General features: G+C 46.7%; 10 protein-coding genes. 3 read left to right on the top strand and 7 right to left on the bottom strand.

The window, feature by feature from the left end:
• Both NIES208_RS02590 and NIES208_RS02595 read right to left on the bottom strand, forming a co-directional pair.
• Positions 1–1,760: SulP family inorganic anion transporter (locus tag NIES208_RS02590; RefSeq protein WP_225875232.1), on the bottom strand; the 1,760-nt coding region annotated here is incomplete at its 3' end.
• 279 nt (positions 1,761–2,039) lie between these two features.
• Positions 2,040–2,315 (bottom strand): amphi-Trp domain-containing protein, encoded by a 276-nt coding sequence (locus NIES208_RS02595; protein WP_075889426.1) that lies wholly within the window; start codon positions 2,313–2,315, stop codon positions 2,040–2,042.
• Positions 2,316–2,719: 404 nt separating this feature from the next.
• Between NIES208_RS02595 and NIES208_RS02600 the strand changes: the two genes are divergently transcribed.
• Complete coding sequence (locus NIES208_RS02600) at positions 2,720–3,511, top strand: tryptophan-rich sensory protein (RefSeq protein WP_075889428.1); 792 nt, start codon at positions 2,720–2,722, stop codon at positions 3,509–3,511.
• 464 nt (positions 3,512–3,975) lie between these two features.
• Here the strand turns inward: NIES208_RS02600 and NIES208_RS02605 are convergent, their stop codons facing one another.
• Positions 3,976–5,724, bottom strand: coding sequence for an iron uptake porin (locus NIES208_RS02605; protein WP_084176510.1), 1,749 nt, complete (start codon positions 5,722–5,724; stop codon positions 3,976–3,978).
• A gap of 32 nt (positions 5,725–5,756) precedes the next feature.
• Complete coding sequence (locus NIES208_RS19580) at positions 5,757–5,885, bottom strand: hypothetical protein (RefSeq protein ID WP_282956258.1); 129 nt, start codon at positions 5,883–5,885, stop codon at positions 5,757–5,759.
• Positions 5,886–6,343: 458 nt separating this feature from the next.
• Here NIES208_RS19580 and NIES208_RS02615 point away from each other — a divergent pair, with 458 nt between their 5' ends.
• A complete protein-coding gene (locus NIES208_RS02615) occupies positions 6,344–7,444 on the top strand; it encodes a branched-chain amino acid ABC transporter permease (protein ID WP_075889432.1) in 1,101 nt (366 codons plus the stop codon).
• A 181-nt stretch (positions 7,445–7,625) separates the two neighbouring features.
• Here NIES208_RS02615 and NIES208_RS02620 read toward each other — a convergent pair whose 3' ends face one another.
• The 3 genes from NIES208_RS02620 to NIES208_RS02630 all read right to left on the bottom strand — a co-directional run bounded on the left by NIES208_RS02620 (position 7,626) and on the right by NIES208_RS02630 (position 11,776).
• Positions 7,626–9,350, bottom strand: a complete 1,725-nt coding sequence (locus tag NIES208_RS02620; protein ID WP_075889434.1) for a diflavin flavoprotein — start codon at positions 9,348–9,350, stop codon at positions 7,626–7,628.
• 104 nt (positions 9,351–9,454) lie between these two features.
• Positions 9,455–9,991, bottom strand: a complete 537-nt coding sequence (locus NIES208_RS02625; RefSeq protein ID WP_075889436.1) for a phosphate-starvation-inducible PsiE family protein — start codon at positions 9,989–9,991, stop codon at positions 9,455–9,457.
• 57 nt (positions 9,992–10,048) lie between these two features.
• A complete protein-coding gene (locus tag NIES208_RS02630) occupies positions 10,049–11,776 on the bottom strand; it encodes a diflavin flavoprotein (protein ID WP_075889438.1) in 1,728 nt (575 codons plus the stop codon).
• Positions 11,777–12,248: 472 nt separating this feature from the next.
• Here NIES208_RS02630 and NIES208_RS02640 point away from each other — a divergent pair, with 472 nt between their 5' ends.
• Positions 12,249–13,208 carry an Npun_F2552 family protein gene (locus tag NIES208_RS02640; protein WP_075889442.1) on the top strand — a complete coding sequence of 320 codons (960 nt, stop codon included), beginning with the start codon at positions 12,249–12,251 and terminating at the stop codon, positions 13,206–13,208.
• Positions 13,209–13,379 lie beyond the last annotated feature (171 nt).

Consider the following 13,379-nt stretch of genomic DNA (forward strand, 5'->3'; position numbering starts at 1 on the left):
TAATTTCTATCAAACCCTCTCCTCCTACTTTTTTCCAGTTTTGTCCTGTACTGAGATTCTGGAGATTCTTGTAATGACTTGGCAGTTGAAGCTTGTGAATCTTCTTGGAAGGCCTGAACCGCATTATTAATTGTGGAAAAAATATGATCAGCGCCGATTTTGTGGAGCATACCGGAACGTTGGAGCTGGGCGTATAGATCTTGCTTGACTCGCATCATGGCGAAGGTAATATTTTGCGACTCTAATTCGTGGATAAATTCTGCCAACATGTCCGAAGCGGTAATGTCTATTTCGGCGATCGCCTCGGCATTAAGCACAAACCATTTGACAGGCTCTTTTTCTGAATCGATGGCAGCTTTCGCTCGTTGTTTGAAATTTTCGGCATTGGCAAAACATAGGGGCGCATCGTAGCGATATAAAACTAACCCCGGCATTGTGATCGAATGATCCCAATCTTCAATGTCATGCCAGCCAGCTAATCCTTTAATTTTTCCCAGCACTGCATCGTGGGGACGAGCGACACGACCAAACAACTCCACCACCGACAAAGTAATGGCGATCGCAATACCGACCAACAAATCAGTGACTAACACACTAATCATTGTGATAACAGCTAATGCAAATTCGGAGTTGCGGAATCGTTGCAGTCGTTTAAACTCATCAATTTCGATTAATCTTGTGGCTGCAAAAATCACTAATGTGCCCAATGCGGCAGTGGGAAAAGATGCCAAAACAGGTCTGAGAAAAAGTAACACTAAAACGACCGAAACCATTGCCACCAGAGAAAATAACTGGGTTTTGTTGCCCAGAGCATTACCAATCACTGTGCGGCTACCGCTACTGCTAATCGGAAATCCTTGCATTACGCCTGCGCCCATATTCGAGAAGCCCAAAGCCAATAATTCTTGGTTGGCATCGATGGTGTAATTGTTGCGCGCCGCAAAAGCACGAGCCGTTAGGACATTATCCGAATAGCCCACCACCGCAATGCCGACCGATGCTGAGATTAGAGCCAAAAGTTGACCATTGGCAAAATCCGGTAAACGCGGCACTGGTAAACTGCTAGGGATTTCTCCGACAACAGCGATCCCCAACTGGTCAAGCTGAAAGATTTTTACCGCAGCGGTTGCTGCCAAAACAGCAATTAGAGGCCCCGGCGCATTGGGAAAGCGGGATTGAATGGCGAAGAGAAAGATTAAAAGAACAATTGATAAGACAAGGGTCGGAACGTGAGCTTGGGGTAATTGCGTTAAAAAGCCTTGGATTTCGCCGGGAATTGTTTCGGCATCGATGGATAAGCCTGCAACTTTCCCCAACTGACCTGAAATCATGATTACAGCGACTCCCGCCATGTAGCCAATCAAGATGGGTTTCGAGAGCAAATTGGCGAGGAAGCCTAACCGCAAAAAGTAGCCCACGACGTAAACGCCCCCGACAATGACAGCGAGCAATCCGGCTAATGTCCCATAATCACTGCCGTCCGCAGCAGCAAGGGGGGCGATCGCCACTGCGGTCATCACGGCTGTTGTCGATTCGGGGCCAACGGACAATTGGGGGGACGATCCGAGAAATGTGTAGATCACCATGGCTGGCAAAATTGCCCATAGACCAGCTACTGGGCGCACCCCGGCTAATTCGCCATAGGCCATACATTGGGGAATGAGATAGGCGGCAACTGTTAAGCCTGCGAGAACATCTCCCCGTAACCAAGATTTTTGGTAGGACAGTAATCGTTTTAATCCTAATGGCGCTGCAAACATCGACGTTAAGAGAACTTTGTGGTTGTTTCTTATCGTAGCGTTCCGGCTTGTAAAACTTCTCTAACTTCCTACCCATAAGGCGATCGCCCACTGGGAATTTATTTAGGTCATGGCGAGAAGATGAGCTGGCAGTAATGGACGGCGATCGCCGTATTTTCTAATATCAATATTTTTCCGTAAAATGTATCAGCGCGGCTAACCTATCATCGATATTTATCGCAAAATAAAAGGACGCGTTGCATGCCATGAACGCGCCCTACAGATTACTGGCTAGCAGCTTTAGCCCAACTCCAATGAACCACTTGCTGCATCATTGTCAAACCATTTTATTTCCATCTCCAAGCTATGTTGAAGACCTTTAGTTTTCTTCTCTTCGTCCTCAACTTGAATCTCCAAAATTAGATTTTCTGGGATTTGTAATGTAAGTTCTTCTGTTCCCTGTCGCAAGATAACTTCACCTTGCGCAATTTTTTCGGCAATTTGGCGTAAAAAGTTACTGACTTCAGTGCGTGTTTTCGCTTCTTTGGTCTTAAACAGTCTGGTTTCCCGTCCCATGCCAGCCTCCCTGATTTGATCAGCAACGACTTTGTTACCATTCTATCAAATATTTTTTGCATCGAATATTGCTCGCTTCGTCAAAGTAATCATTCCGAGTGAGTGTTGTGCAATGTGTAAAATACAAAACAAAAAAAGCGCATTATATTTTATTAATCGACCCGAAAAGAGCGGCGATCGCCTCCAGAAATTCATACAATAATTAGCCAAGAAATAATAGTGTCACGATGCAAACAGTTGGGGTTAATTAAGCTGTTATGACCATTGCAACAGCAGAAAAAAGATTTTGTTTAAGGCGATCGCCCTTTTGGGAGTTGTATCTTTGCGGGGGAAATCGATAGGATCAAGTTATTAATTTCAGCTCAAAAAATATTTGTAATTTAGCGAGGACTACATTTTCCAACATGACTTTAGAGCGCGATATTCAACGCCAAGTAATTAATCTTGTTGCAATTATTGCGGCTTTTATTACCAATGTCCTCGCCAATATCAAACCTTTAGACGGTTTAACGATCGCCGAAATTTCTGACCAATATTTTGAGCCAGTGCTGATTTTGCCCGCAGGTTACGCCTTTTCGATTTGGGGATTGATTTATGTGGGACTCATTTCGTTGGCTGTGTACCAAGCTTTACCGAGCCAGAAAAATAATCCTCACACGAAACAGCTTGGCTACTGGCTCACCTTTGCCAGCATCACGCAGATCATTTGGGTCATTTTCTTTCAATATCAATTATTTGCTGTGTCGTTAGTTGTAATCGGTTTAATCGTTGTGTTTCTGGCGAAACTTTACCTCACGCTTAACCACGACGGTAAAGCGATTCCACAGAAAATTAGATGGCTGGTGCGCAGACCTATCTCGATTTACTGCGCTTGGGTTACGGTTGCAACTATCGTGAATGCCGCTTGTCTACTACATTTTCTCAATTGGTCGGGGTGGGGAATTGAGCCGGAAATTTGGGCGGCAATTTTACTGGTCATCGGTACGGGATTAGCGGCATTTATTACTTTTAAATATCGGGATATTGTTTTTGGCGGCGTGTTTGTGTGGGCTTGGGTGGCGATCGCCGTAAAACATTCCCAAACAGAAATTGTGCCCACTGTGGCGATCGCCGGAGCGTTAATCCTCGGAAGTTTATGCGTCGCAACTTTATTTATGCCGCGCCGTACATCTTTATCGCTAGATAGTGAAAATTGAAATTTGATTTACGCCGCCTATGGCATGGTTTTGCTGACTGCCTAGGGTATGTCTCCTATGGCTGCACTCATTTCCTAATTCACTAATTAACCTAAGTTCGGTTTAAGCATGGTCTGGAATGACGACGCGGCGAAAAGGAGAGCGAGGGATGGGGCGATTTTTCATTCAAACAATTTTAGATTCTAGGTGTCAGAAAAAACAGACCTTCGTAGGTTCTCCGTGTCTCCCCCTCTCTGTGTCTCCCCCTCTCCGCATCTCCCCTTCTCCATCTCTCCCTCTCCCAACGTCACCGTGTCTTCAAGGCATTTAGATAATTCCTTAACCCGAACTGACGTTAATTAATGATTAATAGAGCGGCATGGCGATCGCCGGCGCTGTCGCTTTACCTATGACCAGCACCATATAGCACCCACTCCCCAAGCCTGAGCCGTTTAGGTCAATGGACTATAAGAAAATGTAGGTAGTTAGAAAGTGTAGGTGGTGCGTAGGGTGAAGACACTAGTCGTATCGTTATCAGCATCCCCTTCCGGATTGAAAATAACAAAAGCGCCGGGGGTAATACTAATATGATCATTAATTTGATACCGATAAAAAGCTTCCAGATGATATGGCGTTTGGCGATCGCCAATATTCGCCGGACTTAAACTCGCCCCATTACCCGCAGCGACCCGATGGAGGGGCTGACCAAACAAAATCCCCGCCGAATTCCCCTTTGCCAGCGCATCAGGAAAATATAGACCCGCCATCCAGCTCGTTAAATTTGTATAGGCCGAACCACCACCAGCTTGATCCGCCATAATGTATGCCCCATAGCCCGTCAAATTCACACGAGGACTAACGCGCCAATTGACCGTCGCTCCAAAGGAATTAAACCGGATTGGAGTCGTGAGCGGTAAATCCCCAAAAACACCCGTTGCTCCCGTTGAGCCTGAAGTGCCCGTGAGTCCAGTTCCATCAATATTAATTTGGTGATAACTGTAGGCATAGTTCAAGCCCAAGTCGAGTTTGTCACTCGGACGAATGGTTAATTGGGTAGCAGCAATAAAACTGCCATTAAATAAGCCTGCCCCCAAAGGTGTACCCGGAAATCCTTCATTTCCCGGTATGGCCGCATTCACAGAACCATAGAGTGCCCGTAAATCGATCACATCATTAGGCTGATAGATAAAACCGCCAGCTGAAGCCAATCCCGTACCACTAGTTCCCCCGGACATCCGTAGGACTGGGTTTAAAGTCGCAAAGCGTGAGATTGCTCCCTGACCTTCACTAGCAAAGGGAATAATCGTGGGAAACGCATCGGTCACTTCCGCCTTGGGGCCAATAAAAGCAGTTAATTTATCACTCACTGGCGTGACATAGAGCAGTTTATAAAGACAAAGACTATTATTGCCGCAACTGGTTTGGAGATTTTGTGGATTAAAGCCCGCAAATTGTGGCTCCCAACTGAGGCTGGTCATCCCTTCTCCTAGGAGGGATGCGTCGTTGGGGAAGAGGGTTTCTGCGACGCTCCCTGTGCCTGTAATCGAGCTGCCAGCGCTGAAATTATAGGCTTGTAAGCCAGTGATTAATGCGTCTTTTCCGGTGAAGCTAGTGGTCAAATTTAATCGGAGACGATTGTTGAATGTCACTTGTGCATCATCACTATTGGGCTCGCCGCCCGTTGCACCGCTCACTGAAAAGATGGCTTCACCGCCCAGTTTTGTGGTGGTGGAGAATTGGTTGTCTTCTAATACTGTGGTGCGGGTTTCTAGATCATCGACCCTTGCATTTAGGGTGGCTAGTTCTGTTTCAAACTCGGTGATTAGTCGTCGGAGGGTATTAATGTCATTTATGCCCAGCTCAGAACCTCCTGCGAATGTTTGCCGCTCTATGGCATTCAGGCAAGCATTTAATCCTGCGGCAAATTCCCAACGGGTCAGGGGGCGATCGCCACGAAACGTCTGATCTGGATAACCCGCAATACAACCATAGCGTTCCACCAAACTCTGTAACGCCCCAAACGCCCAATCACTTGGTCTAACATCTCGTAAGCTCGACACTGAATTGACCTGCGCCATCTCCATGGTTGGGTTAGCATCTTCCGGAGCCAGGTTCTGGGAGAGGGGCAAGCGGGTAAGGGCTGCTTCCTGTGCTTGCACTGGCATACCAACGTTGACAATACTACCGCCGAGAGTCAATCCTGCTAGCCAAATTAGTTGTGACTGTTTGATCATTGCGAATTTCTATCCTCAAGTTTATGGTCGATTTACTGGCGATCGCCGACGGTGGATTCAGCCTCATCAGGCTGTTCTGGCAAAAATATTGACTTCAGACAATAGAGCAAAATTAACAATACGAAATCTGCCGTGATCAAAAAAGCAATCTGGTTTTGCATTGTTTCTTCCTCCCAAGAAAAGATGAAGCCAAACCCATGGGCTTGGCGCATCGTTGTTCTATATGCCCAAGAACATAGCTTTTTGCCTATGCTTTGTGAGTTGAATATACGATTTTCACTATGGGCATGTAAACACTTTTTCGTTCGGTATTCCTAGTTAGATGTATAAGCTGCTTTTATATTTTGTGAGACAAATAATTTACCACGCTGATAGAAAATGACCTTGAAGACTCCGGAATTCCCGATAAAATCTTTGGCTCTCATGGTTGTGCCTCCATGTTTTCTGCTCTCCTTGTTCCCTCAGTTGCGGAATGACCCATGTAATCTTTAGGTCGAATGGAGGTGAAAAAATGCCCTCCGAGTTTATGGGTCAAAGTAACCAGAATTAGCGGTATTGCATGGTATAAGATGGGTCAGTCTTGGGGTTCTCCCTTTTCGTACCTTCATTTCGAGCACCTATGGTCGGCTATCTCGTTTATCTCACTATCTCCGCAGCAACCTATGCGATTTTTTGTCTAGGTCTAAATCTTCAATGGGGCTTTACGGGACTCATCAATTTTGGTCACGTCGCGTTTATGACTATCGGTGCTTACGCCACTGTGTTGCTCGCGTCCCAAGGAATACCCCTAATCGTTGCACTACTTATCGGGATGGCGATCGCCGCGTTATTAGGTCTAATTATTGGTCTATCGACCTTGCGATTGCGGGAAGATTATCTCTCGATTGTGACCATCGGCTTTTCGGAATTAATTCGTCTAGTTGCCCTGAACGAAGAATGGTTAACCCGTGGTGCTTTCGGTGTCCAGGGTTATCCGTTGCCATTGGGAGAATTTCGCCCGAACCAAGTCGGTAGGCTCTCGCTAATTTTCTGGCTGACGCTTGTCGCAATTTTTGCGGGTTGGCAACTGTGGCGCGGTATTCGCTGGCGTTGGAAAAAACAAAGAAAGCAAGGTGGCTCTGGTTTAGATGCGACCGTTTGGGGTGTGATTGGCGGCGGTATTATTCTCAGCTTGTTTATCAATGGTTGCGTTGCCCTACAAAATTACAACTACAAAGCCGGCTTAATGCTTCTGTCGGTGGTGGCATTGGCGTTAGTTTACGCAGGTTTAGAATATCTCGTGCATTCCCCTTGGGGTCGTGTCCTGAAGGCGATTCGGGAAGATGAAGAAATTCCCCGTGCCCTCGGCAAAAATGTTTTTTGGTATAAGCTGCAATCCTTTATGCTCGGTGGGGCGATCGCCGGGATGGCAGGCTCATTTTACGCATGGCAACTGACCAATGTTTACCCCTCTAGTTTTGAGCCACTGGTCACCTTTAACGCTTGGACAATCGTGGTTTTAGGCGGCGCTGGCACCAACCCCGGCACATTGATCGGCTCCCTCATTTTCTTTGCCTACGACTCCGTCACTCGCTTTGTTTTACCCCAACTGGATCTTGTGGATGATGCCCGCTTAGGAGCATTACGAATTATGGTGATCGGCTTGATTTTGATGGTGCTAATGGTGTGGCGACCCCAAGGACTGCTCGGCAATAAGGACGAATTGACCCTAGGTAAGTAAATGATGGCAATTTAGGTTGACGGTTTAATGAGCTTCTGGGGAAAAGAAGGCTCGAAGACAAGGGTATGCGGCAATATAGCTATTTTTCTCCCCCAGTTTTCTCGAAATTTGTGAGCTGAAGAAATTTCCCCCTCTCCTTCTCTCCCCTTCGCCGTATCACCATTGCAAGATCTGCGTGGATTTAACGGTGATGTTCGATGGCCGTAATACCGCTGTTTTCTAAGACCTGACCATGAGCAACGGTGGCATAGATGAGATGGCGATCGCCACACTGCATTTGTTGTTGGACAGTGCATTCGAGATAAGACAAAGCCTCCTGTAGAATCAAGCAACCATTATTGCCGACGGTCGTCGATAGCTCCTCAAAAGGATTTTCGCCGATGATACTGTGGTGGAAAAAATAACGGCGCACATTACGACCTTCCTTGAGGATATTTAAGGTAAATTGATCCCCTTGGTGCATCATGAGATCAGCATTTTGGCCAGCACTGACAGCAATGACTAATCCCGGTGGATTAAAACTAGCTTGGGTCACCGAAGAGGACAGTACACCTTTATGGGTATCACCATCGCGAGTGGTGACAACGCAGAGAGAACCCACAATCCTGTCAACGGCTTGGGTTGTGCGATCGCCCTTGGTTTTTGTCCGGTTCAGACCGGGAGATCGCAGTTTTTTATTAGCTTTGAGAGTTTTTGCAAACTTACTTGCAGACTCTTGGCAAGATTCTAGCACTGCCGCATCGGGGGTGAATTTTACCCGAATCGCATCAAAACCAAAGCGATAATTCGCATCGCGTAGTTTATTTTCTAAAAAGCCAATCGCCTCACCACTCCAGCCATAGGAGCCGAAAACCCCCGCTAATTTCGTCGGTGTCGCAGTGGACAGGATTATACCTAAAGCAGTTTGGATCTGGGTGGGAGCATGACCCGCTAGGGTGGGAGAGCCGATCAAAAAGCCATCACAAGCTTCGATCGCCTCGGTAATTTCCGCGGGTTCGGCAGTTTCACAATTAATAGTATTAACCTGTAGACCCTCGTCGATGAGACCCTGGGCGATCGCCCGGGCAAGCACAGCCGTATTCCCATAGGCGGAAGCATAGAGTAAAGCGACGGTTAATTCCTTCGATTTTTGACGTTGACACCACTGGTGATAGTCGTACACAAAACGGCTCAAACTATAGCGCACTAAAGGGCCATGGCCGGGGGCGTAGATCTGAGCCGGAAATTTTTCGAGTTTTTCTAGAGCCTTCTCGACAGACTTACTCTGGGGAGCATGGAGACAGTCAAAATAATAGCGGCGATCGCCATCGAGCTCCTTCCAAGCCTCATCAAAAACAGCATCACTACACACATGGACACCAAACAACTTATCCGTATATAAAATCTGCGTTGTCGGATCAAAGGTGCAAAGACCGTCAATCCAGCGGGGTGTCGGTACTGTCGTTAAAACAAGGGGGTGACCATGGTGAATTTCTAAAGTGGATTCCCCCCGGACAACCTGGACGCGATCAGTCCACTGGGGAAACGCCATCCGAAAAATATTGGCACCGAGGTGAGAACAGACAACCGTTGCCTGGGGAGCCTTTTGTAATAAAGCTTCTAAGGTCACCATGCGGTTGGCATTGATATGACTGAGGATCACATACTCTAACGTCGTTAGGTCAAAGTGCTCTGCCAAAGCCGAGAGATAGATATCAGTAAAAGATTCCCCCGGCGGATCAATTAATGTGGGGCGATCGCCGCGAATTAAAAAAGAATTAGCCGTTGTCCCCTGCTGGCGAGCATATTCAATTTCAAACTTGAGCCGATCCCAAGTCCGCGATCGCAACATCAACGTATTCGGTGCAATTTCCACCACCTGAACATCCTTCGGGCGAGTCGGGTTGAGAGTTGTGGTAACGGACATAGGATAACCTCACAAAAATTGGTAATAAGCAAATGAAAATAAGCCAAACTGGTAACTTGTAACCCCAGCTCAAAACGATAAATTTCGATATAATATCGTTCCCATTAAAGATGCTTCACAGACGCGGAGCTCTCCCCATGGCTTTGCCGTTGATAACGTTGAACAATTGTTTTTTCTGGATCAACCCCTTTAAAAGTAGGTGGAATCCACACCCGCACAAGGAGCAACATGCCTAAAACAATCAAAAAAGCACAGGCCGCTAAAATCTTTGTCCAATCCGTTTCTAAAACGCCACTGACAATAACTTCCCGCAGGACAGAAACAATCGAAACCTCGACGGCGACCCCGATAGAAATCCGTTGCTCTTGGAGATAAATAATCAGCAAACGGAAGAGTTCCACCAAAATTAGCAAAAACAAAATATCGGCGGTGACAGTATGGAAATGCACAGGTGGCAACATCGAAAGAAACATATCCCGCATCTGCAACACCATAAAACTGAATAGCCCGATGCAGAGGGAAACGACGATCAAATCCTGAACAGATTCCAACACGCGCACCACTCGTCCACGGTTTACTTCATATAAAGAGACGGGATTGTCAGTATTGAGGGGTTTGGGGGGAGTGATGATTTGTTGCATAGCGGGAAAATCCTGAAATAGTGTGCTGGGTAGATGGCCGAAAAGCCTCAATTTACTTTAATAATGACTGCCAAGTTTACGGTGGTGAACGGCTGTCAGACCATTGACATCGGCGACTCGTCCGGCATCAACTAGGCCATAAATCACCCAGTGATCGCCGCAGTCCATACGACTAGAAACTTCGCATTCGATGTAGGCTAGTGCGTCGGCGAGGATCGGACAACCGTTGCTAGCGGGATAGGTTTTGATGCCTGCAAAGCGATCGCCCCCCGGTGGAAAACGCTTGAGGAAATGTTTCATGAGGGGTTTATAGTTATCTTCCTCCAGGACATTTAAGACAAACCGATCTGTGACTTGCATCAAGGATTCGATGGCTCGATCTTTGGCGACGGCGATCGCGATACCAAGGGGGCTACCACTAGCTTGAGTGACCCAAGACGCTAACATTGCACTGCTCAAGTTGCCTTTTTTCGCAGTAATCAGATAAAGACCTGTACTAATACGTCCGAGGGCTTGTTCTAGTTCTAGATCGATGGCCTGAATTTTCTTTTGGGTGCGATCGCGGGTTAGCCACTGCCCCATATCTGTTCCGGCCTCGTCACAAAGTTGATCCGTAGCAGCCTGGGGAGATTCTTTTACTAAGATTGGCGGGAATGCTTCTGTTAAACCAATGCTCCGAAATTTGTTACGGAGGGGATAAATCGGCTCATCTTCGCCACCGCCTGTTTCAAAGAGACCGATGGCCTGTTTTTTGTGGGCAGCAGCCAAAACAGTATTGAGAGCCGTTTGGGCGATGGGACAGGACTGGGGCGGCATACCAATAATCAATCCGGCCGCAATTTCGACCCATTCCCGCAACTCTTGGGGGGAAGTTTGTTGTAAATCGATAAGCTCGACCTGTACACCATTGCGGTTCACACCATGGGCGATCGCCCGGGCGAGATGGTCACTGTGACCGTAGTCTTGACAATAGAAGAAGACCACAAGCGTATCCGTTTTTGCCTGAGCCTCACTCCAGCTTTTGTACTGCTCTAGCCAGTGGGAAATGGATTCTTCTAAAAGGGGGCCATGGCCTGTCGCGATTAATTTGATATCTAATTTAGCGATACGTTTGAGAGCCGCTAACACCGACCGAGCATTGGGAGCCATGAGACAGTCGTAATAATACCGAAAGTCCGCCTCTAGAAGTTGGGGATTTTTGTCGTAAATATGGTCATCACAGTAGTGCATCCCAAAAACATCACAGGTATATAAAATGCCCGTACCATGGTCGTAGCTAAAGATCGTATCTGGCCAGTGAAGATTGGGAGCCGAGACGAATTCTAAAACATGACCTTTCCCTAAATCGAGGCGATCGCCACTTTTGACGATCAATGACTTGAAGGGATGATGCACCATATTTTCTAAAAATTTAATCGCAACCTTTGCCCCCACAATCACAATATCGGGAGCGATAGCCAGCAAATCCCCGATCAAAGCACTATGGTCCGGCTCCGTATGGCTAACAACCAAATAATCAATGGCCGAAACGTCAATCAGCCCAGTGAGAGCTTCTAGATAGAGCTCTTCAAATTTGCGGTGGGAAGTATCGACAAGAGCTGTTTTTTCGCCACGAATCAAAAAAGAATTGTAAGTCGTGCCATTGCGTAGCCCAAACTCAATATCAAACCGATCTCGATCCCAATCTAAAGATCGGAGCGCTGTCGTCTCAGCGGCAAGCTCGGCTATTTGCATTGTTAAACGCTGCTGGAATTTTTCTGGAGCAGACTGTATCAGGGCAACCATGGGAATTCTCTCCAAGATCTGTTAAAACATCACATAAATCTCTGTAACCCTCATCATGCAATGGTTTTAAAGAAATGTAAAATGTCAATTCCTAACCAAAATAATCAGATAAACTTATGTCTTGAGAATTTAATAAAAAGATAATCTAATATTTTTGGTTTGTTTAGGGGAATTAGGGCGATCGCCAGATTGATGAAGACACCTCAGTTGTGATTAAAGCTTGCCTCTAAAATTGCCAGGGGAAAAAAGAACCCGGAGAAAGGACACATTGGTATTGTTTCTACCCGTGATGCTTGGGCAACCATAATTGTTTGGTCAAGATCGATGCTGCCCATCGGGTGGCAACCCCAAGGACTCCCCCAGTAATCAGGATGGGTTAACCCTTGGCCAATAACAATCCCGATCCCCATATATATCAAGCGTTCTTGAGGCAGATTGCGCTACCCTAAATAAAATATTTTGAGTTTTTTCCATGAGTAGCGTTAGCCTAATTGCCGCAACATCCTATGAGCTTGACCAATTGCGTCAGTCCCTAGAAACTTTGCTCGCGCCTTTGGGTGGCATGGCTGCTTTTGTGAAACCCGGCGATCGCGTTTTGCTCAAACCCAATATGTTGACTGGGGCACGTCCAACAAAAGAATGCACTACTCGCAAAGAAATCGTTTATTGCGTCGCCCAAATGGTGATGGATGCAGGCGGTAAACCTTTTATTGGTGACAGTCCAGCCTTTGGGTCTGCCCACGGTGTGGCCAAGCAAAATGGCTATTTAGAACTCATTGAAGAGCTTGATATTCCCCTCATCGAGTTTCATGGCAAACGCTACGAAACCGAAAGCGATAATTATAAAAATCTCCGCCTTTCCAAAGAAGCGATGGAAGCCGATGTGGTGATTAATTTGCCTAAGGTGAAATCCCATATCCAGCTCACCATGACCCTCGGTGTAAAAAATTTATTTGGTTGTGTCCCCGGCAAAATGAAGGCTTGGTGGCACATGGAAGCAGGCAAGGAGCCGGAAACCTTTGCGGATATGCTCATCGAAACGGCTAAGGCGATCGCTCCGGATTTAACGATTATCGATGGAATTATTGGTCATGAAGGCAATGGCCCTAGCGGCGGCGAACCTAAAGATTTAGGTGTTTTGGGCGCTGCGGCAGATGTTTTCGCGCTGGATCGGGCGATGGTTGATATTCTCGGCGTTGAACCAGAGCTTGTCCCAACCGTTGCACTCTCCATGAAAAAGGAGCTCTGCTCGACTGTCGAAGCGATTAATTTTCCTTTAGCAGAACCAAAAGAGTTGGCGATCGCCGACTGGAAACTTCCCGAAGCTCTAATGCCCATCGATTTTGCTTTGCCGAGAATCTTGAAATCTACCTTCCGACATCTTTATATCCGATTTATTAAAGAGCCCATGGCATCTTATTCAGACAAATAAGTCTAAGAAAAAGCTAAAGAAGTCAAAAAATATACATTTACTCTTTGATCCCCGCGCTAACGTAAAAATACCCTCCGATTGCTTATCAAGCGAGACCGTCCTGACCCAGCGACGGTTTTTTTTTGCCAATTTTTTGCTGGCGATTTTTCTCCAAGTCTTGTAGGGTGCGTT

Origin of the sequence: [Limnothrix rosea] IAM M-220, from assembly GCF_001904615.1 — a bacterium.
In the GTDB taxonomy this organism is placed as follows: Bacteria; Cyanobacteriota; Cyanobacteriia; order Cyanobacteriales; family MRBY01; genus MRBY01.

Coding starts and splice junctions, on each gene's coding strand:
- NIES208_RS02595 (WP_075889426.1), bottom strand. CDS start 2,315: ATGGGACGGGAAACCAGACTGTTTAAGACCAAAGAAGCGAAAACACGC.
- NIES208_RS02600 (WP_075889428.1), top strand. CDS start 2,720: ATGACTTTAGAGCGCGATATTCAACGCCAAGTAATTAATCTTGTTGCA.
- NIES208_RS02605 (WP_084176510.1), bottom strand. CDS start 5,724: ATGATCAAACAGTCACAACTAATTTGGCTAGCAGGATTGACTCTCGGC.
- NIES208_RS19580 (WP_282956258.1), bottom strand. CDS start 5,885: ATGCAAAACCAGATTGCTTTTTTGATCACGGCAGATTTCGTATTGTTA.
- NIES208_RS02615 (WP_075889432.1), top strand. CDS start 6,344: ATGGTCGGCTATCTCGTTTATCTCACTATCTCCGCAGCAACCTATGCG.
- NIES208_RS02620 (WP_075889434.1), bottom strand. CDS start 9,350: ATGTCCGTTACCACAACTCTCAACCCGACTCGCCCGAAGGATGTTCAG.
- NIES208_RS02625 (WP_075889436.1), bottom strand. CDS start 9,991: ATGCAACAAATCATCACTCCCCCCAAACCCCTCAATACTGACAATCCC.
- NIES208_RS02630 (WP_075889438.1), bottom strand. CDS start 11,776: ATGGTTGCCCTGATACAGTCTGCTCCAGAAAAATTCCAGCAGCGTTTA.
- NIES208_RS02640 (WP_075889442.1), top strand. CDS start 12,249: ATGAGTAGCGTTAGCCTAATTGCCGCAACATCCTATGAGCTTGACCAA.